Source organism: Parviterribacter multiflagellatus, from assembly GCF_056863265.1.
The window spans coordinates 226787-248589 of record NZ_JBXPIZ010000005.1 but is presented as its reverse complement, the minus strand read 5'-3'; the positions used below and the strand labels follow the sequence as shown (position 1 = coordinate 248589).

The 21803-nt window shown below is 71.5% G+C and carries 21 protein-coding genes; 6 read left to right on the top strand and 15 right to left on the bottom strand.

The window, feature by feature from the left end; all coding sequences use genetic code 11:
* Positions 1-371: 371 nt before the first annotated feature.
* The 6 genes from AC1UE5_RS12765 to AC1UE5_RS12740 form a co-directional block, all read right to left on the bottom strand.
* On the bottom strand, positions 372-1007 hold the full coding sequence (locus AC1UE5_RS12765) for a hypothetical protein (RefSeq protein ID WP_482923852.1): 636 nt from the start codon (positions 1005-1007) through the stop codon (positions 372-374).
* Between the two features lie 317 nt (positions 1008-1324).
* On the bottom strand, positions 1325-2041 hold the full coding sequence (locus AC1UE5_RS12760) for a hypothetical protein (protein WP_482923849.1): 717 nt from the start codon (positions 2039-2041) through the stop codon (positions 1325-1327).
* A gap of 77 nt (positions 2042-2118) precedes the next feature.
* Entirely contained in the window at positions 2119-2817 is a 699-nt protein-coding gene (locus AC1UE5_RS12755; RefSeq protein WP_482923847.1) for a hypothetical protein, read from the bottom strand.
* 92 nt (positions 2818-2909) lie between these two features.
* Complete coding sequence (locus AC1UE5_RS12750; RefSeq protein ID WP_482923844.1) at positions 2910-3647, bottom strand: hypothetical protein; 738 nt, start codon at positions 3645-3647, stop codon at positions 2910-2912.
* Positions 3648-4114: 467 nt separating this feature from the next.
* The gene (locus AC1UE5_RS12745) at positions 4115-4795 is read right to left on the bottom strand and encodes a hypothetical protein (protein WP_482923842.1); all 681 of its coding nucleotides are present in this window, start codon (positions 4793-4795) and stop codon (positions 4115-4117) included.
* A gap of 553 nt (positions 4796-5348) precedes the next feature.
* Positions 5349-6734, bottom strand: coding sequence for an ABC1 kinase family protein (locus AC1UE5_RS12740; RefSeq protein WP_482923840.1), 1386 nt, complete (start codon positions 6732-6734; stop codon positions 5349-5351).
* Between the two features lie 56 nt (positions 6735-6790).
* On the opposite strand from AC1UE5_RS12740, the gene AC1UE5_RS12735 reads away from it, so the two are divergent.
* Together AC1UE5_RS12735 and AC1UE5_RS12730 are read left to right on the top strand one after the other, a co-directional pair.
* Positions 6791-7168 (top strand): VOC family protein, encoded by a 378-nt coding sequence (locus tag AC1UE5_RS12735; RefSeq protein WP_482923837.1) that lies wholly within the window; start codon positions 6791-6793, stop codon positions 7166-7168.
* Between the two features lie 9 nt (positions 7169-7177).
* The gene (locus tag AC1UE5_RS12730) at positions 7178-8692 is read left to right on the top strand and encodes a Ppx/GppA phosphatase family protein (RefSeq protein WP_482923834.1); all 1515 of its coding nucleotides are present in this window, start codon (positions 7178-7180) and stop codon (positions 8690-8692) included.
* Between the two features lie 4 nt (positions 8693-8696).
* Here the strand turns inward: AC1UE5_RS12730 and AC1UE5_RS12725 are convergent, their stop codons facing one another.
* The 5 genes from AC1UE5_RS12725 to AC1UE5_RS12705 are packed head-to-tail and all read right to left on the bottom strand — an operon-like array spanning position 8697 to position 12216.
* On the bottom strand, positions 8697-9053 hold the full coding sequence (locus AC1UE5_RS12725) for a VOC family protein (RefSeq protein WP_482923831.1): 357 nt from the start codon (positions 9051-9053) through the stop codon (positions 8697-8699).
* A gap of 11 nt (positions 9054-9064) precedes the next feature.
* The gene (locus tag AC1UE5_RS12720) at positions 9065-9490 is read right to left on the bottom strand and encodes a PaaI family thioesterase (protein WP_482923829.1); all 426 of its coding nucleotides are present in this window, start codon (positions 9488-9490) and stop codon (positions 9065-9067) included.
* A 55-nt stretch (positions 9491-9545) separates the two neighbouring features.
* Positions 9546-9893 carry a hypothetical protein gene (locus AC1UE5_RS12715; RefSeq protein ID WP_482923826.1) on the bottom strand — a complete coding sequence of 116 codons (348 nt, stop codon included), beginning with the start codon at positions 9891-9893 and terminating at the stop codon, positions 9546-9548.
* Positions 9894-9904: 11 nt separating this feature from the next.
* The gene (locus tag AC1UE5_RS12710; protein ID WP_482923823.1) at positions 9905-10780 is read right to left on the bottom strand and encodes a ketopantoate reductase family protein; all 876 of its coding nucleotides are present in this window, start codon (positions 10778-10780) and stop codon (positions 9905-9907) included.
* On the bottom strand, positions 10777-12216 hold the full coding sequence (locus AC1UE5_RS12705) for a D-glucuronyl C5-epimerase family protein (protein WP_482923821.1): 1440 nt from the start codon (positions 12214-12216) through the stop codon (positions 10777-10779). Before AC1UE5_RS12705 ends, AC1UE5_RS12710 begins: the two co-directional genes overlap by 4 nt.
* A 70-nt stretch (positions 12217-12286) precedes the next feature.
* On the opposite strand from AC1UE5_RS12705, the gene AC1UE5_RS12700 reads away from it, so the two are divergent.
* Positions 12287-13003: an alpha/beta hydrolase gene (locus AC1UE5_RS12700; RefSeq protein WP_482923819.1), complete on the top strand. Its 717-nt coding sequence runs from the start codon at positions 12287-12289 to the stop codon at positions 13001-13003.
* On the opposite strand, the gene AC1UE5_RS12695 is transcribed toward AC1UE5_RS12700, so the two are convergent.
* The gene (locus tag AC1UE5_RS12695) at positions 12978-14558 is read right to left on the bottom strand and encodes an FAD-binding oxidoreductase (protein ID WP_482923817.1); all 1581 of its coding nucleotides are present in this window, start codon (positions 14556-14558) and stop codon (positions 12978-12980) included. The genes AC1UE5_RS12700 and AC1UE5_RS12695 overlap by 26 nt on opposite strands.
* Before the next feature lie 46 nt (positions 14559-14604).
* Between AC1UE5_RS12695 and AC1UE5_RS12690 the strand changes: the two genes are divergently transcribed.
* Genes AC1UE5_RS12690 through AC1UE5_RS12680 form a run of 3 tightly spaced genes read left to right on the top strand, consistent with a single transcriptional unit; the run spans position 14605 to position 19897 of the window.
* The gene (locus AC1UE5_RS12690) at positions 14605-15252 is read left to right on the top strand and encodes an NUDIX hydrolase (protein ID WP_482923815.1); all 648 of its coding nucleotides are present in this window, start codon (positions 14605-14607) and stop codon (positions 15250-15252) included.
* Between the two features lie 35 nt (positions 15253-15287).
* Positions 15288-15566, top strand: a complete 279-nt coding sequence (locus AC1UE5_RS12685; protein ID WP_482923813.1) for a hypothetical protein — start codon at positions 15288-15290, stop codon at positions 15564-15566.
* Between the two features lie 14 nt (positions 15567-15580).
* The gene (locus tag AC1UE5_RS12680; protein ID WP_482923811.1) at positions 15581-19897 is read left to right on the top strand and encodes a multifunctional oxoglutarate decarboxylase/oxoglutarate dehydrogenase thiamine pyrophosphate-binding subunit/dihydrolipoyllysine-residue succinyltransferase subunit; all 4317 of its coding nucleotides are present in this window, start codon (positions 15581-15583) and stop codon (positions 19895-19897) included.
* Between the two features lie 77 nt (positions 19898-19974).
* Here AC1UE5_RS12680 and AC1UE5_RS12675 read toward each other — a convergent pair whose 3' ends face one another.
* From AC1UE5_RS12675 to AC1UE5_RS12665, 3 genes are read right to left on the bottom strand one after another with little or no spacing between them, the layout of a single operon-like run.
* Positions 19975-20634, bottom strand: coding sequence for a cobalamin B12-binding domain-containing protein (locus AC1UE5_RS12675; RefSeq protein WP_482923810.1), 660 nt, complete (start codon positions 20632-20634; stop codon positions 19975-19977).
* Between the two features lie 2 nt (positions 20635-20636).
* Positions 20637-21545 carry a DUF1028 domain-containing protein gene (locus AC1UE5_RS12670; protein WP_482923808.1) on the bottom strand — a complete coding sequence of 303 codons (909 nt, stop codon included), beginning with the start codon at positions 21543-21545 and terminating at the stop codon, positions 20637-20639.
* Positions 21542-21799 (bottom strand): MGMT family protein, encoded by a 258-nt coding sequence (locus AC1UE5_RS12665; protein ID WP_482923806.1) that lies wholly within the window; start codon positions 21797-21799, stop codon positions 21542-21544. Before AC1UE5_RS12665 ends, AC1UE5_RS12670 begins: the two co-directional genes overlap by 4 nt.
* Between the last annotated feature and the right edge of the window lie 4 nt (positions 21800-21803).

The window sequence follows — 21803 nt, the reverse complement described above, 5'->3', positions numbered from 1 at the left end:
CAGCGCTGCCGCTGACCACCCGGCGCGACGCGCGCGCCATGGGAGGGTGGAGGGGTGACCTCCACGTGCTTCCTGCATCGTGCTCCTACCTCGTCGGTTCTCGCGCGCGCCTGATGTTCGGGCGCGCGGTACGGGTGGGATACGACCGCTCGCGCGTGCTCCTGGCGAAAGCCCTCAGTGACTCGCCCCAGGGTGACCCCGCGACCCGCGGACCTCTCCTCTCATCGGAGCACTAAACACACAACTGATTACCGTGTCAAGGTCGTGTTTCTGAATCCGTCGGGACCCTGCCGCCGGAGCGGCCGCAGAGCCCGCTCGATCCGACGACCGGGCCTCGCGACTCAAACGAAGCGCGTCGACAGAAGCAACCCTCAGCTGACCAGGCGCACCTGGCTTCCGTTGTAGCGGAGCACGTACACGGCCGTCAGCCAGTCCTCCGACGTGCACGGGAACCCGGTTGTGGAGATGATCGATTCGGCCGTGAAGCTGAGCGTGCTTCCATAGATGCTGCCGCCTACTGCACCCTCATACGTACACGTCGCGTTCGTGCCAAGGACCGGGTCGATGCAGAGATCGAGGTCGATGTTCGAGAGCGCGAATGAATCGGGCGACGGGTTGCTGCCGAAGGCCACCCCGAACGGCGCCGTCGGCGAGGCATGCGCAACCAGCCCTTCGTCCCCCGAACCGCAAGGTCGCAGTTCGAGCAAGGCGCTGTTGTTCGAACAGCCACCGAACGTCATCGACGTGACCGAGGCGAGCACGTGGGCGCCCGGGTTGACGTCGACCCTCCCGGTCAAGGTCGACGCGGAGCACGACGTGTCGCCGAGGAAGTCGGACTCCAGGAGGAAGTCCGTCCCCGAGCTCAACGAGCTCGTCAACGTGCCGCCCTGCGGCACCGCGGTCCACGTTCCGCCGTTGTCGTACTGCAGCGTGTCGGCCGCAGCTGTGGCGCCGCCTCCTGCGAAGCCGGCGAGCACCGTCACCGCGATCAAGATCTTCTTGTGCAACGCGTGCCCTTTCGATCTCGGACGACGCGTTAGATCGTCCAACGAGAGATCCCGAGCCGACCGCGTACCGGCAAGACAACGCGTCTTTTCGGTCTCCATCGGAAGTCGGGCTTGACGGGTCAAGAAACACGTTTGCGGCTCCGGTGTCAAACGCAAGATCAGTGGGAGGTTCCGCCCGATGCCATGACGCGAGGCGAGAACCGCCGACGATCTGCCTACCCGTCGATAGGCAAGCCGTCGGGGTCACGACATCGTGAGAGGATCAGTCGATGTCGCGGAGCCGCACCGTGCGATCCGGAGGGCGGCGTCAGCGCGATCTAGTCGGTGTCGCGAAGCCGCAGGTGGCGGTCGTTGGCCTCGTAGACGCCGTCAGCGTCGATGTCGTGCTTGACGTTGTACGTCGCGGTGAACGTCGAGCTGCTCGGGCACGGGAACCCGGTGGTCGACGTGACCGGCTCCTGATCGAAGGTCACCTTGAAGGGCGAGGTCGGGGGGTTGGGCGTGGCGCTAGCGATCGAGCCGTTGGCCGTCCCGGTGTACTTGCAGTCCGCGTTCGACCCGAGGACCGGATCGATGCAGACATCGACGTTGATGCCCGAGAGCGCGAACGTATCGGGGTCCGTGTCGGCATCCATGCGCCAACCGAACGACGGGTACGTCACGACCGGCCCGCTCGTGGCGGTGCAGTTCCGCAGGTTGAACAGCGAGCTGTCGTCGGTGCAGTTGGTGAACGTGAGATGGGTGGTCCTCCCCTCGACGTCATCCGAGGAGGAGACGCCACCGGCGCCGCCCGGGTTTTCGCCGACCCGGTCGCGGACGTTGGAAACGGTGCAGGTGACGTTGCCGATGTCGGTCTCGAGCAGGGCGGTCGCCCCCGACGCGAGCTGGCCAACCAGCGAGTTGTGAGGGGCAACGGTCGGGACAGGAGACCACCCGTTGGGGCCGCTCGACTCGAGGACGTCGGCCGACGCAGCCGAGGACGTACCGCCGGCCACGAGGAGCGCGACGACGATCGCAAGGACAGGCTTACGCATGGTGGGACCTTTCGAGAGGCCAGCAGGCGAGCTGGCTGATGGTGGTCGGGAGGTGGATGTGCGCGACGGCAGCGCGATCAGTTCGTGAGCCGCACGTTGCGATCGCCGGCCTCGTAGAGGCCATCGGCGTCGACGTCGTGCTTGACGTCATACGTCGCCGTGAACGTCGAGCTCGTCGGGCACGGGAACCCGGTGGTCGTCGTGACCGGTTCAAACTCGAAGATCACCTGGCTGCCGACGATCGAGCCGTTGGCCGTCCCGGAGTACTTGCAGTCCTTGTCGATTCCGAGAACCGGGTCGATGCAGACATCGACGTGGATGCTCGACAGGCCGAAGACGTCGACGGCCGTGTCCGCATCCGCGCGCACCAGGAACGACGGGTAGGTCACGACCGGCTGGTTCTTGTCCGTGCAGTTACGCAGGTTGAACAGCGAGCTGCTGTCGGTGCAGCTGGTGAACGACAGGTGGGTGATCGTCTCCTCGACATCATCGACTGCGAACAGACCGGCAGCCGGGTTGCCCGGGTTCTCGATGACCTGGCCGCGCGCAGTCGAGACCGTGCAGGTGACGTCGCCGATGTTCGTCTCCAACAGGGCGGTCGAGCCGGACGCGAGCTTGCCGACCAACCAGTTGCTCGGCGCGGTGGACGGGACGGTCATCCATACGCCCGGGGATGGGGACGGGTTGAACGACTCGAGCTCGTCAGCCGACGCGGTCGGGGTCGAGCTGCCGAGCGCGACGATGGCGACGGCGACCGAAACGAAGTGCTTGTGCATGGCGTGTCCTCCGCCCGACTGCGGGGTCCGGTCGCCGATCGACGACCGGACCCCGCTCTCACGTCGGCCTCAGACGGGCGAGATCAGCGCGCTCAGTTGAGGAGGCGCAGGTGGCGGTCGCTGGCCTCGTAGACGCCGTCAGCGTCGATGTCATGCTTGACGTCGTACGTGGCGGTGAACGTCGAGGCGGTCGGGCACGGGAACCCGGTGGTCGACGTGACCGGCTCCTGGGTGAAGATCACCTTGGCGGGGGTGGAGGGCGGGTTGCCCGTGGCGCTGGTGATCGAGCCGTTGGCCGTCCCGGTGTACTTGCAGTTCGCGTTCGAACCGAGGACCGGGTCGATGCAGACGTCGACGTTGATGCCCGACAGGGCGAACACGTCGACCGCCGGATCGGCATCGGCACGCACGGGGAAGGGCGTCGTCGTCGAGGCGTAGGCCACGACCGGCCCGCTCGTGGCCGTGCAGTTGCGCAGGTCGAACAGCCCGCTGTTGTCGCTGCAGCTGGTGAACGTGAGGTGCGTGATCCCGCCCTCGACGTCATCCACGCCCAAGACGGCGCCCGCAGCCGGGTTACCCGGGTTCTCGGTGACCTGGCCGCGCACCGTGGACACCGTGCACGTCACGTCGCCGAGGTCGGTCTCGAGCAGGGCGGTCGAGCCCGACGCGAGCTGGCCGACCAGCCAGTTGTTGGGGGCAACGGTCGGGACAGTCGCCCACGTGGCCGTCCCCGTGTTGTACGACTCGAGGACGTCGGCCGACGCGGCCGACGTCGCGCCACCGAACACCGTCACCGCGACGACAGCGATGGCAAGGACATGCTTTCGCATGAGATGCTTCCTTTCGGGAAGCCAGCCAGGCCTCTGGCTGGCAGTTCTCGTGAACTGGGCGAGGCCGGCGTTGAGGTCAGATTCGGCGCCGCCTCGCCTGGGGTCCTGCGGATCCGCGCGCGCACTGGTCGCGCGGACGTCGGTAGTACGGGACCTGCGAACCGCTACGTCATGACCGACCCTCCCTCCCCGGCCCGTCAAGGATCGACTGGGCCCGACGCGCCGCACGGTTAGCTCAGCGCGATTCGAGTGATCAAGAAGCTCGCGACCGAGACAAACACACGATCAGCTCCATTGTCAAGGCGTTGAGAGGGTTGTTTGAGTAACCGGTTTCAAGTGTATGCGCGCCGGCACCCCCGCCCCGAGCGCCGGCCCGACCCAAGAACGACGACGGGCCCGCTCGACGATCGTCGAGCGGGCCCAGGCCCATCTCGCGGCCCCTTGTGAGGCCGGCTGCGAGGGTCTACTTAGTCGACGAGGCGCACCACGCGGCCGGCGGTCCCGGCGTTGTTGTCGTGATCGTGACGGACGTTGTACGTCGCGGTGAACGTCGAGCTGCTCGGGCACGGGAAGCCCGTGGTCGAAGTGACCGGCTCGAGGTCGAAGATGACCTGGCTACCCACGATCGAACCGTTGGCGGTGCCGGTGTACTTGCAGTCGGCGTTCGAACCGAGGACCGGGTCGATGCAGACGTCGACGTTGATGTTCGCCAGCGCGAACAGGTCAGGGCTGACGTCAGCGTCCGCCGTCACACCGAACGGGGTGGACGTCGACGCGTACGCGATGACCGGGTTGCTCGCGTTCGTGCAGTTCCGCAGGTTGAACAGCGAGCTGTCGTCGGTGCAGCTCGTGAACGTGAGGCTCGTGATGCCACCAGTCACGTTCGTGGTGTTGCCGACGCCGCCGTTGGCCGTGACGCTGCCGCCGACGGTCGACACGGTGCACGACACGTTGCCCAGATCGGTCTCCAGAAGGGCCGAGCTGCTCGCGAGCGAGCCGCTGAGCACGCCGGAGGTCCCGGTGCCGACCGCAGACCACGCGAGGGTCGACGGATCCTGCGACTGCAGCTGGTCGGCCGAAGCCGCCGAGGTGAGGCCGCCGAACACCGCGATCGCAGCCGTGGCGATGGCCAGAACATGCTTACGCATGAGATGCTTCCTTTCGGAGGAGCCAGTCGAGTAATCTCAACTGGCAGTTCGTGAATGAACTGGGGCGGGGCAGGCGTTGAGGTCAGATTCGGCGCCGCCTCGCCTCAGGTACTGCTGGAGGTTCCGCTGGCGCGCATGACCCGCGCGGCGCAGCGAACGTCGTGTGAAACGGACACAGCAGCTAGCGGCTACGTCACAACCCACCCCTCTCTCTCCTCGGACCCGTCGACCAAGCTTCGGGACCATTCGCGCCGGGCGTTTCAGCTGAGCACGAACCGAGTGGTCGACAAGCAGCATCAAACACAGGTGCAGTTCCGTTGTCAAGCGATTCCGAGAGTTGATTGAGCAACTGTTTCCGCGGGGTGTGCAAAACCTGTACATCGGCTTCCTGGGCGCTGATGCACCACCCTGTGGAAAATCTAGGAACAACCAAGTGTCAGGAATGCCTGACCGGCGCGAGAACGGTAGAACCACTGCCGAAGCTGCACGAGTTCGCCACCTCTTGACGGGGTCCGCCGCCTGACAGACACACACATGTTTGGCGCATCGCCGCTCATCCGCGGCGGACGTAGAACTCGGCTTCCTGCTTGCCGAGCTCCGTCACCGGCGCGTCGCCGTAGGCCCATTCGCGCGAGATGCGGTGCCAGTTCCCCCGCGCACGCAGCTGCGACAGCACCGCGAGCGTCAGGGTCTCGAGCCGCCGGCCGAACAGATGGTCGGCCGGGACGTTCTCGTGGCGCATGCGCCCGTAGAACTGCGAGCGCGGGTCGGACATGTCGATCAGGACCTGCGTCGCGATCTCGGGCGTCAGCTCGACCTCGCGGTCCTCGGTGTACCACCAGGTCAGCGACTTGAACTGGTCCAGCAGCACCTCGGGCGGCCACTTCTCGGGGTCCTTGATGAACCCGGCCTCCACGAGCTCGGAGCGCAGCGTCTCGCCGTCGCCCTCGACGCCGGCGCGACCGATGCGCAGCTCGCTCTCGGCGACCTCCTTCGGGATGCGCTTGAAGAGGCCGAAGTCGAGGAACGCCATCCGCCCGTCGTCGAGCAGGATCGAGTTGCCCGGGTGCGGGTCGCCGGAGAACTGGCGGTGCCGGTACATCGAGCCGAAGTAGAAGCGGAAGATGATCTCCCCGAGCCGGTCGCGCTCGGCCTGCGGGAGCTGCTTGAGCTCCTCGAAACCGCGCCCGGACACGAACTCGCTCACCACGACCTTCTCGTGCGAGAGCGACTGCACGACGTCGGGGATGACGATGAACGGGTGGCCCTTGTAGATCCGCGCGAGCGTGCGCTGGTTGGTCGCCTCGAGCTCGTAGTCGAGCTCCTCGTGGATGCGCTCGCGGATCTCGTCGCCCATCGCGCTCACGTCGAGCCCGGGGAAGACGCTCTTCATCAGCCGCAGGATGACCCCGAGGTTCTGCATGTCCGCGCGGACCGCGGCGGCGACGCCCGGGTACTGCACCTTCACCGCGACGTCGCGTCCGTCGTGGAGCTTGGCCTTGTACACCTGACCGATCGACGCGGCGGCGATCGGCACCGGGTCGAACGTCTCGAACACCTCGTCGAGCTTGTCGCCGTACTCGCCCTCCAGGACCTTCTTCATGTCCTTGAACGAGACCTTCGGCGCGGCGTCTCGCAGCTCGGCGAGCTTGCGCTGGAACTCCTCCTGGTACTCCTCCGGGACCAGGCCGACGTCGAGGAAGCTCAGCACCTGGCCGATCTTCATCGCCGCGCCCTTCATCGTCCCGAGCACGGCGACGATCTGCTCGGCCGCCTCGATCTGCCGCTTCTCCAGCGCCTTGGCGCTCGCCTCGTCGTCGCGGCCGAGGTTCGCCACCCGCGTCCCGACCTGCTTGGCGCCCTGGGTCGCGGCTAGCCCTCCCACCTTGCTCAGGCGGCGCAGGCGCGAGGTCGGGATGGGATCGCGCTCACGGGCCATGCTCCGGCGGAGGCTACCCGTCGCACGGCCCGCTGAACGCCGTACATTCGGACGTCATGGAGCTCATCCACACCTGCTATCGCATCGGCGACATCGATCGCTCGGTCGCGTTCTACGAGGCCTTGGGCTTCGAGGAGATGCGCCGCGCGCCGATCCGCGACGAGGCGATCAACGTCTTCATGGGGCTCCCCGGCGACGGGCCGCGGCTGGAGCTCACCTACAACTTCGGGGTCGACTCCTACGACCTCGGCACCGGCTACAACCACATCGCGCTGACGACCGAGGACCTCGACGGCACGCTGGCCAAGCTCGCTGAGAAGGGGATCCAGCCCGAGAAGCCGCCGTACCAGGTGCGCGCCGGCGGCTCGCGGATCGCGTTCGTGCGCGACCCCGACGGCTATCGCATCGAGCTGATCGAGCGACCCGCGGGGTAGAAGGTGGCGATGCACCTCGCCGTCGTCGACCTCGGCTCCAACTCGTTCCGCCTCGTCGTCTTCACCGCCGGCAACGGACGGTGGAAGCGGACGGACGAGATCTACGAGGCGGTGCGGCTCGGCGAGGGGCAGCCGGTGAACGGGCCGCTGCAGCCCGACCCGATGCGGCGCGCGCTCTCGACGCTCGAGCTGTTCGCGCACTTCGCGCGCGGGGTCGGGCTGGACGAGGAGCGCGAGGTCGACGCGGTCGCGACGTCGGCGATCCGCAGCGCCTCCAACCAGACGGAGTTCCTGGAGCGCGCGGCCGCGACGTCGGGACTGAAGATCCGCGTGCTGTCCGACGAGGAGGAGGCGCGCTACGGCTACCTCGCCGCGGTCAACTCGACGTCGCTCGTCGACGGCTCCGTGCTGGACCTGGGCGGCGGCTCGCTCCAGCTGGTGTCGGTGGAGGAGCGGCGCGCGACGGAGCTGAAGTCGTGGCCGCTGGGCGCGGTGCGGATGACCGAGCGGTTCTTCGCCGACGGCGAGCCGGCCTCGCGCAAGGCGCTGAAGGGGCTGCGCAAGCACGTCGAGTCGGCGCTCGCCGAGTCCGGGTGGGCTGGGCGCGGCGGCCGGCTGGTGGGGATCGGCGGCACGGTGCGCAACCTCGCGTCGGCGGCGCAGCACGCGCTGGACCTGCCGACCTTCGGCGTGCAGGGCTTCACGATCACGCGCGAGGTGCTCGACGAGCTGGTCGAGCGGCTCGCCGCGGTCCCGGCGAGCGAACGCCCGAAGGCGGTGCCGGGCATCAAGGCCGGCCGGGCGGACCTGATCCTCGCGGGCGCGGCGACGATCCAGGCGGTGCTCGAAGCGGGGGAGTTCGACGGCCTGGAGGTGACCGAGGCGGGCCTCCGCGAGGGTGTGTTCTTCGAGCGGTACCTGCGGCCCGAGGGGCTGTTCGATGACGTCCGCCGTCAGAGCGTGTGGAACCTGCTCCTCCAGTACGAGGGCGAGCACCCGCGCCACGTCCGCCACGTCGCCGAGCTGTCGCTGTCGATGTTCGACGACCTCGCCGCCGCCGGGCTTCACGCGGGGGATCCCGAGGAGCGCGAGCTGCTGTGGGCCGCCGCGCTCCTGCACGACATCGGGACGAGCGTCGACTACGACGACCACCACAAGCACTCGCGCTACCTCATCCTCAACGCCGGCCTGCCCGGCTGGTCCTACCGCGAGATCGCGCTCGTAGCGCAGATGGCCAAGTACCACCGCAAGGGCACGCCCTCGCTCGACTACCTCGCGCCGCTCGGCCGCAAGGGGGACCGGGAGATGGTGGCCCGCTGCGCGACGATCCTGCGCGTCGCAGAGCAGCTGGAGCGCTCGCGCGACCAGCTCGTGCGCGCGGCGCACGTCGACGTCTCGAACGGCTCGGTCGAGCTGCGGCTGGAGGGCGGCGACGACCTGTCGCTCGCGCGGTGGGCGGCGCAACGGGAGACGCAGCTCTTCGAGCGCGTCTTCTCCAAGCCGCTGAGCGTCGTGACGAGCTAGCGCCTCAGTGGGTCAGGACGTTGATCACGGCGCCGCTGCCGGGATCGCGCACGAAGAAGCGGCGCACGCCCCACGGCTCGTCGGTGAGCGGGTGGACGATCTCCAGCCCCCGCTCCACCGCCGCGGCGTGGGCCGCGTCGACGTCGTCGACCTCGATCGACACGTCGGGCGATACGGGCGCTGACGCGTCCTCGCGCATCACCTGCAGCTGCGTGCGCTTGGGGTCGGACGGGTCGGCGTAGGTGACGATCCAGCCCATGTCCATCGCGAGCTCGAGGCCGAGGACGTCCTCGTAGAGCGCGCGGCTCGCGGCCGGGTCGGCGGCACCGTGGAGGTTCGGGACGATGCGACGGACGGTCATGCCGCCCGACGCTAGCCGAAGCGGTGGGTCACGAGGCCCTTCGCGACGACCTCGCCGTCCGAGCCGCCCGCGCGGGCGGTGACCTCGACGAAGCAGAGCCGCCCACCGCGCCGCACGACCTCCGCCCGCGCCACCACGTCGCACGCCCGCGCGGCGCTGACGTAGTCGACGCTCATGCTGACCGTCGCGCCGGCCGCGGACGTCGCGGGCTCGTCCGCCGCCCACGCCGCCACCATCGCGGCGGTGTCGACCAGCGACGCGATCGCGCCGCCGTGGACGACGTCGGCCATCGTCGTGTTCGCCTGACGGAACGGCAGCGTCAGCTCGCAGACGTCGGGCTCGAGCAGCGTCAGCTCCATCCCGAGCGTCTGGACGAGCGGGGAGTGCGGGACGAACTGCGCGACGAGCTGGCGACGGGTGGGCGTGTCGGTGGTCATGCGGTCGCACGATGCCGTCCCCGGCGCCGCGCCGCCATGACCTCCGAGGTAACGGCTAGTTGTCGCTGAAGCGGCGCTGGTCGTCGTCGCCGCCCGGGGCGCCGACAGGGACCGCGACCGGCTGGGACGAGACCGCCTCGACGACCTCGGACTCCTCCGCCGACTCCTCGTTCTCGTTGTGCAGGCCGTCGCACAGGACGCGGAAGTTGCCGGTGACGCCGCCGTCGGCGTGCATCGTGATGCCGGGGAAGATCTCCTCCCCCTCCTCGAAGCCGAGGCGCTCCATGTCGAAGTGCGCGAGCCCGATGCCGTACGCGTTGTGGTCGGGGTTCTCCCGGTCGTGCGCGTTGAGGGCGATCTGGAAGGCGCGGAGGTTCTTGGCGATCTTCGACGTGTCGGCCATGGCTCTGCCAGTCAGCGTACCCGTTCGGCGACGCGGTGCACGAGCTGCTCGACCGCGGGCGCGGCCAGGCCGTGGCGCTCGGCCGCGCGCAGCACCGCGCCGCCGATCGCGTCCAGCTCGTTCGGCCCGCCGGCCTCCACGTCGCGGGCGAGCGAGCTCGTCATCGCCGGCGGCAGCTCGGCCAGCCGCGTGAGCAGCGCGTCCGCGTCGAGCCGCACGCCTTCGGCCGCCGCGACCGCGACGCACTGGTCGACGCCGTCCTGGAGGAGCAGGCGCCAGCGCGGGTGCTGGAGCACGCTCCCGATCGACCCGCCCGACGCCGCGGTCGTCAGCGCGAGCGGGGCCAGGCTCGCGAGCTTGCGCCACAGCACCTCGGCCTCGCTCGCGCGCACCATCGTGGGGATCTCGGCGAGGCGGAGCTGGTGGGAGAACGCGCTGGCCGCCGGCGTCTCGGGGCCGAGCTCGATCCGCGACAGCGCCGAGGTGTGGACGATCACCCCGGGCTGGACGCGCTCGGCGACGATGCGGATGGAGCCGGCGACGACCGCGTCCGCGCCGAAGCGCGCCCGCAGCAGCGCGAGGTGCTCGAGCCCGTTGAGGAGCGGCACGACGAGCGCGGGCCGCGCCTGCACACGCTCGAGCGCCGCGTCGAGCGCGGGCGCCTTCACCGCGACGATCAGCACGTCGACGTCCTCCGTCAGCTCGGCCACCGCGCGCGGGTGGACGAGGAAGTCGCCGAGCCGCACGGACCGGACGCGCAGGCCGTCGAGCGTCAGCCTGCGGGCGGTCTCGTCCCGGGCGACGACCGTCGTGGCGACGCCCGCACGCGTCAGCGCGCCGGCGACGAAGCCGCCGACCGCCCCGGGCCCGAGGACCGCGACCGTCACCCGGCGCGCACCACGGTGCTGATCGACGACGTGTGGCCCGCGAGGTCCTTCGCGCTCACCTTCACCCGGTAGTCGCCGCGCGAGGGCGGCGTCCACGCGAGGCCGCGCGCGCCGCGGCCGAGCACCGCGCTGCGCGTCGCCACCGTGCGGCCGCCGCGGGTGACCGTCAGGGTCACGCACGAGATCTTCGTGAGATAGAAGCGCGCTAAGGCTCCCGCGCGCGCACGCGCGCGCGAAGAAGGGAGGAACTTCATCCTGGGCGGCTCGCGCAGGTAGCGCGTGAACCGCTCCGCCGTCGAGCAGTAGACGGCGCCCTTGGTGCGGTCGCACAGCGAACGCAGGAAGTCGCGGACGAGCTGGTGGTAGCCCAGGTCGGACTCGCTGCCGCCCGCGCTGTACCGCGACCACGCGCCGGTGTCGGCGGCGGGGACCTCCTGGCGGGCGCGCCGCTCCCCCGCCGCGAACGCCCGGCGGGCGGCGTCGTCGTCCGCGGCCTCGGCGTAGTCGTAGAGCCCGACGACGGCCTGGAGGTGGGCGTTGAAGACGCGCAGCCCCGGGTTGAAGGAGTAAAGGAGGTAGTGCGCGCCCGCGCCCGCCTTGACGCGGACCCCGCGCGGCGGCGCGGTCTCGAACGCGCCGAGCGCCTCCTTCGCGACCGCGAGGTACGACGGGTCCTGCAGCACCTGCGCGCCGCGGCTGAGCGCCTGCATCGCCGTGCCCTGCGCGAGGCCGCTGATCCACGGCGGCCTGCCGCCGCCGAAGCCGAAGTAGTACTCCCACGCGCGGAACCCGCCCCGGTCCACGGCGAGCATCGCGAGGCCGTCCATCGCGGTCTTCACGCGGGCGCGGTCGCAGGCCAGCTCCGGGTTCTCCTCGATGCACGCCTTGACGAGCGCGTTGGCGCGGCCCGCCGTCGCGAGCTGCTGGAGCTGCAGGCCCTGGCCCGAGTACCACTGGAAGACGATCTCGTCGCGGACGACGCGCGCGCCACCCTGGCCGGTGCCGCCGGCGCACGGCTTCGAGGACGGCTTGGGCGGCGGCGGAGGCGCGTTCTTCGCCCACCAGTCGGCGTTGACGTCGAGCTGGAGGAGGAGCGCGGGCATCCGGCTGACGGTGAGCATGCCGCCGCGCGCGAACGACTCGAGCTGGGCGATCACCGCCGCGAGCTCGCTGCGGCGCTGGCCCGAGAGCCTGCCGCGCGTGGAGAGCGCGCGCTCGTAGATCTGCTCGTACCGCGCGGCGTCCTCGGCGGGGGCGTTGCGGATCGCGCCGCGGACGGTCTTCGCGGCGACGGCGGCGCGGACGGTCGGCGCCGCCGGCGGGGCGAGCGCGGCCGCGCCGGGGCACGGCTCGAGCTGCTGCGGGAGGAGGTCGAGCGGCTGGGCGGCGGCGCTCGCCGGGAGGAGGGCCAGCAGCACGAGGACGAGGAGCGGCATCACAACGTTCTTCAACACGCGCGCGCGAGAAGTGTCGCGGGCGCGGTGGACGCCATACTCGCCTGCACGCATGCCTGCACCGACCTTCGTCCTCGTCCACAGCCCGCTCGTCGGCCCCGCGACCTGGGCACCGACGGCCGCGGCGCTCCGGGAGCGGGGCCGGACGGTGGTCGTGCCGTCGCTGCTCGGGCTGGTCGACGCGCCGCAGCCGCAGTGGCGGTTCGCGGTCGACACGGCGCGGGCCGCGGTGGAGGCGGTCGGCGGGCCGGTCGTGCTCGCCGGGCACAGCGGCGCGGGCCTGATGCTGCCGGCGATCGCCGACGGGCTCGACATCGCCGCGCTGCTCTTCGCGGACGCGTCGCTGCCGCCGGCGGACGCGGAGACCGTGGCGCTCGCGCCGCCGACGTTCCTCGACCAGCTCCAGCGCCGCTCCGACGAGCGGGTGCTGTCGCCGTGGCACGAGTGGTTCCCGCGCCGGACGGTCCGCGCGCTCCTCCCCGACAAGGCTCTGCGCCGCGCCGTCTTCGACGAGGTCCCGCGCCTGCCGGTCACGTACTTCACCGACGAGGTCGACGTGCCGCAGGCGTGGACGGCGCGCCCCGCCGCGTACCTGCGGTTCAGCAAGACCTACGAGGCACGCGCGACCGAGGCGACCGAGCGCGGCTGGCCGGTCGGCAGGCTCGACGGCGTGCAGCATCTCGCGATCGCGACGCACCCGGATGCGGTGGCGGACGCGCTGCTCGACCTCGAGCAGCGCGTGCTCAGTCCAGCAGCACCCCGGGGTTGAGGATCCCCGCCGGGTCGACCGCGGCCTTGGCGGCAGCCAGCGCGGCGGCGAACGGCTCGGGCCGCTGACGGTCGTACCACGGCCGGTGGTCGCGGCCGACGGCGTGGTGATGGGTGATCGTGCCGCCGCCCGCGGCGATCGCCTGCGACGCGGCGGCCTTGATCTCCGTCCACTGCTCGACCTCCTCGCCGCGGCGGGCGTCGGCGAGCACGGTGAAGTACGGCGCGGGGCCGTCCGGGTAGACGTGGGTGAAGCGGCAGGAGACGAGCGCGCCGGGGCCGGCCGCCTCGCGCGTCGCGCCGATGACCGCCGCGTGGAAGGCGGGGAACCGGTCCCACGTGATCGCGGTCTCGAACGTCTCGGAGAGGATGCCCATCGCGACGAACGTGTCGCGCAGGTAGGGCGCGCGCAGGAACGCGCTGCGCCAGGCGCCGACCGCGCCGTCGCCGTCGTGCGTGAGCGGGTCCTCGTCGGGCTCCTCCACCGTGCCGCCGCACTCGCGGGCGAGCGCGAGGCCCTGCTCGAACAGCGGCGTGACGTCGAAGCCCGCGGACTCGAAGCCGAGGACGAGCGTGGCGCTGGTGCCGTCGCCCGCGCCGGTGAAGCGGGACTCCAGCGGGTCGATCAGGCGGCAGTTCGACGGCCTGAGGCCGGACTGGGCGATCGCGCGCACGGCCTCGGCGCCGTGCAGGAAGTCGGGGAAGAGGATCGCGGCCGAGCGGCGCGAGGTGGGGCGCGGCCGGATCCTGACCCACGCCTCGGTGATGACGCCGAGCGTGCCCTCGCTGCCGAGCAAGAGGCGGTCGGGCGACGGGCCGGCGCCGGAGCCGGGCAGGCGGCGCGACGCCCAGACGCCGGTCGCGGGAGTGACCGCGCGGACGGACTCGACCAGGTCGTCGATGTGCGTCTCGACGGTGGCGAAGTGGCCGCCGGCGCGCGTCGCGATCCAGCCGCCGAGCGTCGACAGCTCGAACGACTGCGGGAAGTGGCGGAGCGTCATGCCGCCGTGCTCGGCCAGCTGCCGCTCGAGCTCCGGGCCCAGGACGCCCGCCTGCACGCGCGCGGCGCGCGAGACGTCGTCGACCTCCAGCACGCGGTCGAGCGCGGTGAGGTCGAGCGAGAGCGCGGGTCCGTCGACCTGCGGCGTCACGCCGCCGACGACGGAGGTCCCGCCGCCGAACGGGACGACCGCCACGCCTTCCGCCGCCGCCCACTCGAGCGCGCGCTCCACCTCCCGCTCGTCCCGCGGCCGCGCGACGACGTCGGGCGCGTGCGGGAAGTCGCCGCGGAACCCGCGGACCACGTCGCTGTACGACGCGCCGTGCGCGTGGAAGGCGCGCGCGTGGGCGTCGTCGGACGCGAAGTCGGCGAGGGCGGAGGGAACGGGCACCGCGGGCGCAGGCAGGCGCGCGGCCGAGAGCTCCACGGGCGCCTCGACCTCCCCGCTCCCGAGCCCGAGCAGGTCCCGGATCCCGCCCGCCATCGCGCGGACCTCGTCGAGCGTGGGCTGCTCGTCCTCGTAGCCCCAGCCCCAGTGCTTGCGTCGCCGACCCATGGCCGGGCAGCCTTCCACAGCGCGAGCGTCGTAGCCTCCCGAGTGAATGGCCGACCTGCCCGTCCTGCTCGCACGCGGTCCCTGGCCCCTGGACCGGATCGAGGCGACGTGGCTCGAGGAGGCGTTCGTGCCGGGCGCGGAGCAGACCGCGGCCGCCGACGCCGCCATCGCCGCGCTCGCGGAGCGGGGGTCGCCGAGCCACGACGGGGTCGCGGCGCGGCTGGTCGACTTCACCCACGAGGACGGTCGCCTGCACGTCACGTTGCAGCCGATGCGGTGGGCCCTGCGGCTCGTCGCCGGCGAGACGTCCGGCTCACTCTCGGCGCTGTGCGTCATCCGGGACGCCGACGGGCGCTGGCTGGCGGGGCGGCGCGCCTCGTGGCTGGCGTCGTGGCCGAACCGCTGGGCGCTCGGCGCGGGCGGCGCGGTCGACCCCGACGAGTCCCCCGCGCACACGCTCGTGCGGGAGATGGACGAGGAGTGGTCGGTCGCCCCGGAGCGCGCACAGGGCGAGGCGTTGGTCCGGATGCCGAGCGGCCTGGTCATGTTCATCGGGCAGGCCTGGCTGGCGCCCGGCGCGCAGGTCACCCCCGACCACGAGCACGACGACTTCGCCTGGTGGCCGGCCGATCCGGCCGACTGGCCCGCCGAGGCCGACGAGCCCCTCCGCAGCGCCGCGCTGCTGGTCGCGTGAGTTCCGTGGGGACCTCCGCCGCGCCAGCTCGACGGATGTCCGGGTTCACCGCGCTGAAGTACGCGTCCTTCGCGCACTCGCTCGTGTACTGCGCGCTCCTGACCGCCATGTTCACCGGTGCGGACACGACCGCGCTTGGCTGGATCCACGGCTGGGGATGGATCCTCATGAGCATCGCCTGCCTGGCGGCGGTGCACCTTCGTGTCATCCCGATCAAGGTCGCCGCCGCGGTGGTCATCCTGGGCGGGGTCGGACCCTTCTTCGGGTCCTACATGTTCATCCGCGAGACCCGCCGAAGAGAGCGGGTAGGCTGAGAGTTCGAGCTTTCATGGCGACCGGTACGACGATTGAAGTCACGCTCCCGGCGATGGGGGAGTCCGTGACCGAGGGCACGGTCCTCGAGTGGCACAAGCAGGAAGGCGACACGATCGAGGCCGACGAGACGCTCGTCGAGGTCTCGACCGACAAGGTCGACGCCGAGGTCCCCGCCCCGACCTCAGGCACCGTGGTCAAGATCCACTTCGCCGAAGGTGACACGGTCACCGTCGGCGCGGTCCTGGCCGAGATCGCGATCGGGAACGGCGCGCCGCCGAGCGCCGAGCCGTCGGGCGGGGGCGATTCGCCCGAGGCGGCAGCCGGCGAGGCCGGCACGCCGACGAGCGACGACGCAGCCGCCAACGGCGCCGGGAAGATCCTCGACATCGTCACTCCCGCCGGTGGCGAGTCGGTGACCGAGGGCACGATCCTCGAGTGGGCCAAGCAGGTCGGCGACGCCGTCGAGGACGGCGAGACGATCGTCGAGATCTCCACCGACAAGGTGGACATGGAGCTTCCCGCGCCGGCCTCCGGCGAGCTGACCGAGATCCTCGCCGAGGAGGGCGCCACCGTCACGGTCGGCCAGGTCATCGCGCGCATGAAGACCGGCGCGGCCGCCGCCAAGCCCGCCGCCGGCTCCGCGCCGACCAACGGCGGCGCCGCCGCGGCCCCCGCCGCTCCCGCAGCGCCCGCCGCGGTGCCGAGCGACGTCAAGGCCTCCCCGGTCGCCCAGCGCGTCGCCGCCGTCGAGGGCGTCGACCTCGGCCGCGTCCAGGGCACCGGCCCGAACGGCCGCATCACGAAGGACGACGTCCTCTCCGCCCAGGCCAACGGCGGGGCCAGCGCCGGCGCGAGCGCCGCGGACGCGAAGCTGATCAAGGGCGCGTCGGCGATGCTCGCGCGGTACATGGACGAGAGCCGGTCGATCCCGACCGCCACGTCCTTCCGCACGATCACCGTCACCGCGATGGACGGCCGCCGCAAGCAGCTCAAGAGCGCCGGCCAGAAGGTCTCGTTCACCCACCTCATCGCCTACGCGATCGCGCTGACCGTCCAGCAGGACATGCCGGTCATGGCGCACGTGTTCGAGGAGCGCGACGGCAAGCCGTACCGCGTCGACGCCGACGCCGTGAACCTCGGCATCGCGGTCGACGTCACGAACAAGAAGGGCGAGCGCACGCTGATGGTCCCGGTCATCCGGGACGCGGGCCGCAAGTCGTTCACCGAGTTCAAGGCCGCCTTCGACGAGCTGATCGCCAAGGCGCGCGACAACAAGCTCACCGCCGACGACCTGTCCGGCGCGAACATCTCGCTCACCAACCCCGGCGGCATCGGGACCATCGCCTCCGTGCCGCGCCTGATGGTGGGCCAGGGCACGATCGTCGCGACCGGCTCCATCGCCTACCCGGTCGGGCTCGGCAACATCGGCGCGCTGATCGGCGCCGAGAAGGTCATGACCATGACCTCGACGTACGACCACCGCATCATCCAGGGTGCGGAGTCGGGCCAGTTCCTCCAGCGCGTCGAGGAGTACCTGCAGGGCGACCACGGGTTCTACGAGGGCGTCTTCGGCTCCCTCGGCGTCGAGCCGGGCCCCGCGCCCGCGCCGCCGGCCCCCGCCGCCGCGGCGGCCACCGCGCGCGACACGACGACGACCGAGGCGCGCAAGCCGGGCGAGGTCGACGAGGAGCTGCTCCAGGCCGTCCAGGCCGCGACGTCGCTCGTCAAGGCGCACCGCACGCACGGCCACCTCGCCGCGCGGCTCGACCCACTGGGCCAGGAGCCCGAGGGCGATCCGGCGCTGGACCCGGCCGACGTCGGCCTCACGCCCGAGCTGATGGCGCAGATCCCGGCCAAGATCCTGCGCATCTACGTGCCGGGCGCGACGCTGGCCGACGCGCTGCCGCACCTGAAGGAGACGTACTGCGGCACGATCGCCTACGAGATCGAGCACATCTCCTCGCACCGCCAGCGCGTCTGGCTGCGGGAGAACATCGAGTCGGGCACGTTCCGCAAGCCGCTGACGACCGAGGAGCAGAAGTGGCTCCTCAACCGCCTCATCAAGGTCGACGCGTTCGAGCGCTTCATCCACAAGGCCTACCTGGGCCAGAAGCAGTTCTCCATCGAGGGCCTGGACATGACGGTCCCGATGCTCGACGAGCTGATCCAGCTGTCCGCCGCGCACGGCGGGCGCGAGGTCGTCGTCGGCATGGCCCACCGCGGCCGGCTCAACGTGCTGGCCCACAACCTGGGCCGCCCGTACGACACGATCTTCGCCGAGTTCGAGGGCGCCTCCACGCTGGAGGCGGTCACGACGATCCCGCAGGGCGGCACCGGCGACGTCAAGTACCACCACGGCGCGCAGGGCAGCTACCAGCTGCGCAGCGGCGAGTCGATCCTCGTCAACCTCGAGTCGAACCCGTCGCACCTGGAGTTCGTCGACCCGGTCGTGGTCGGCGCGACCCGCGCGGCGCAGACGACCCGCCAGGGCCCGCACGCGCACCAGGACACCGCGGCGGCCGTGCCGATCCTGCTCCACGGCGACGCGGCCTTCCCGGGCCAGGGCGTCGTCTCGGAGACGTTCAACCTCCAGGCGCTCGACGGCTACCAGGTCGGCGGCACCGTCCACATCATCACCAACAACCAGGTCGGCTTCACGACCGAGCCGGACGACTCGCGCTCGACGCGCTGGGCGTCGGACCTGGCGAAGGGCTTCGACTGCCCGATCATCCACGTCAACGCCGACGACCCGGCCGCATGCATCTCGGCCGTGCGGCTGGCGTTCGCGTACCGGCAGGAGTTCGGCCACGACGTGGTGATCGACCTCATCGGCTACCGCCGCTACGGCCACAACGAGGCCGACGAGCCCGCGTACACCCAGCCGGAGATGTACGCGAAGATCAAGGGCCACGACCGCGCGCCCGACCTGTGGGCCAAGAAGCTCGTCGAGCAGGGCGTGATCTCGCAGGACGAGGTCGACGAGCGCAAGAAGGAGATCTGGGACGAGCTGACGACGCTCCACCAGGAGCTCAAGGCCTCGATCGCCCGGGCGGCCGAGGAGGGCGGCCAGGTCGACCAGCCGACGGGCGAGTACCAGCTCGACCGCTCGCCGTCGCCGCAGGTCAAGACCGCGGTGGACGCCGACCGGCTGCGGGCGCTCAACGAGGAGCTGCTCAAGGTCCCGGAGGGCTTCACGGTCCACCCGAAGCTCGTCCGCCAGCTCGAGCGCCGGCGCAACGCGCTCGGCCCGGACGGCGGCATCGACTGGGCGCACGCCGAGTCGCTCGCGTACGCGTCGCTGCTGACCGAGGGCACCCCGGTGCGCCTCACCGGCCAGGACGTCGAGCGCGGCACGTTCTCGCAGCGCCACCTGGTCCTGCACGACGCGAAGACCGGCCAGTCCGTCTCGCCGATCCAGAACCTGGGCGGCGCGCTGGCGCCGTTCGAGCTGCACAACTCGCCGCTGAGCGAGATGGCGGCGATGGGCTTCGAGTACGGCTACTCGCAGGAGGCGCCGGAGACGCTCGTCCTCTGGGAGGCGCAGTTCGGCGACTTCGTCAACGGCGCGCAGGTCATCATCGACCAGTTCATCGTCTCCGGCCTCGCGAAGTGGGGCCAGACGTCGCGCCTGACGCTGCTGCTGCCGCACGGCTACGAGGGCTCGGGCCCCGAGCACTCCTCGGGCCGCCTGGAGCGCTGGCTCCAGCTCGCCGCCGAGGGCAACATCCGCGTCGCGAACCTCACCACGCCGGCGCAGTACTTCCACCTGCTGCGCCGTCAGGCCCGGATCGCCAAGCAGCGGCCGCTGGTGATCATGACCCCGAAGTCGCTCCTGCGCCTGCCGCAGGCGACGAACCGGATCGAGCACCTCTCCGAGACGCGGTTCTTCTCCGTGCTGGGCGAGCCGCGCGTGCCGGTCGAGAAGGTCACACGCCTGATCCTCTGCACCGGCAAGATCTACTACGACCTCGTCGGCTCGCCCAAGCGCGAGGGCGTCGAGGGCGTCGCGGTCGGCCGGCTCGAGCTGCTGTACCCCTTCCCGCAGGCGGAGATCCTGGAGCTGATCGGGACCTACCCGAACCTCAAGGAGGTCGTGTGGGTCCAGGAGGAGCCGCGCAACATGGGCGCCCGCGCGCACGTGTCGCCGCGCCTGCAGCAGATCATGCCCGACCACCTGAAGTTCGGGTACATCGGCCGCGTCGAGCGCGCCTCACCGGGCGAGGGTTACCCGGCCGCGCACGTCGAGGAGCAGGCCCGCATCGTCGAGACGGCGCTCGACCTGTCGCAGCCGGTCTCGCAGTTCCCCAAGCGGTTGCCCGGCGATCGCTAGATCGCCCGGGGGGCGATCAGCGCTCACCGGGCAATTGGGAGAATCCGCCAGGGGCGGATTCTCCCGGCGGGCTCTCCCTAGACCGCGTCAGCGAGGCGCTCGAGCACGTCGAGCGCCTCGCGCGCGTCCGCCGCGTGGACGACGCGCGGGTCGTCGCGCAGGCGGTCCGGCACCGCGGCGCCGCCGACGAGGATGCCGCGCGGCGCGTGGCCGGAGGCCTCGATCTCGTGCAGGACGCGCTCGAGGTCGGCGCCCCAGCCGGCGATCGTGACGCTGAGCCCGACGAACTCGGGCTCGTGCTTGGCGACGATGTCGGAGAACGTGCCGACCGGGACGGCGGCGCCGAGGTAGCGGACGTCGAAGCCGTGACCCTCGGCGAGGTCGCCGATCATCCGCAGGCCCGTGATGTGCGCCTCGCCGCCGATCGCCGCCAGCAGCACGCGCTCGCGCGAGCGGCGCGGGTAGCGCGTCGCGGTGCGGCCGACGAGCCGCATCACGTCGTGCGCGATCCCGGTCGCGAGGTGCTCGTCGGCGATCGAGATGATGCCGACCTCCCACCCGTGGCCGATCTCCGTCAGCGCGGGGCCGATGACGTCGACGTAGAGGTCGGCGACGGGCACGCCCTGGCTCACCGCGTCGAGCGCGATGATCTCCGCGAGGTTCGCGTCCCCGGCCACCAGCGCGGCCACGAACTCCTCGCGGACCGCGCCGACGTCCTTGCCGAGGACATGATCCACAGTCAGGAGTTGTAGCGGCTTTCGAGACCGGCGCGTACCGCGTCGGCCGCGGGCGCCACGTCCTCGGTGAGCCGTTCGAGCAGCGTGCGGAGGCCCGGGGACGCCTCGATCGCCTGCGCGACCTGCTCCAGCCCGCGCTCGGTGTCGCCCGTGTAGGACGCCGCCATGCCGGCCCAGAAGAGCAGCTCCGGGTTGCCCGGCGCGAGCCGGCCGGCCTCCTCGTAGTGGCGCACCATGTCGTCGAGCCGGCCCTCGGCCATCGCCTCGTCCCCGGCGGTCGCCGCCGCGTACGCGCGGTGCAGGACGAGCAGCCGGCGCAGCTCGGCGAGCGGCTCGGGGTGGTCCTCGACGCGCAGGTCGACGGGGAGCACGGGCGGCGCGCCGGGCGTGGGCGGCGGCGGGAGGACGACGAGCGCCGCGGACTGCTGGCCGCGGATGTCGCCGCCGGCCTCCTCGGCCGCGTCGAGCGCCGCGAGCAGCCGCTCGGCCAGCGGCGTGCCGTCCTGCGCGCCGGTGAAGGTCTCCGCCATCGCGGGCCAGACGTCCGCGCTGGCCATGATGTTCGCCTGCACCGCGAAGCCGGCGCCGGACTTGTGGCCCGCCTCGGCCATGCAGCCGGGGCCGGTGTAGGAGGCCGCGCGCCCCTGCGCGTCGACGACGCCGAACTGGCGGAAGCCGCCGCCCTCGTCGCCCGCGAGCACCTGGTCGATGGCGGCGTCGGGTGCGACGCCCTGCGCCAGCAGGTCGAGCAGGCGCGGGCCGTGCGTGGGGTCGGGCACGGACTGCGCGGCCACCGCGCCGACGCCGGCGCGCACGTGCGGGACGACGGCCCCCACACCGAACCAGTGCGACTGCACGGCGACGCCGAGCTCGCCGGTCTGCGGGTCACGAGCGACGATCGAGTAGGTCACACCCGGAACCTAGCCATGTCCACACGGTCTCCTACGAACCGGACGCCCTCCGCGATCAGGAGCTCCTTCTGGCGGTGGCCCTTGGCGAGGGAGCCGTCGGCGCGCACGATGCGGTGCCACGGCAGGTCGGGTTCCAGCGAGTCCGACAGCACGCGGCCGGCGAGCCGCGGCGCGTGCGGGGTGATGTCCGAGTACGCGGCGACCTTGCCCGGCGGCACCGCGCGCACGCGCTCGAGGATCTCGGGGACCTCCATCGTC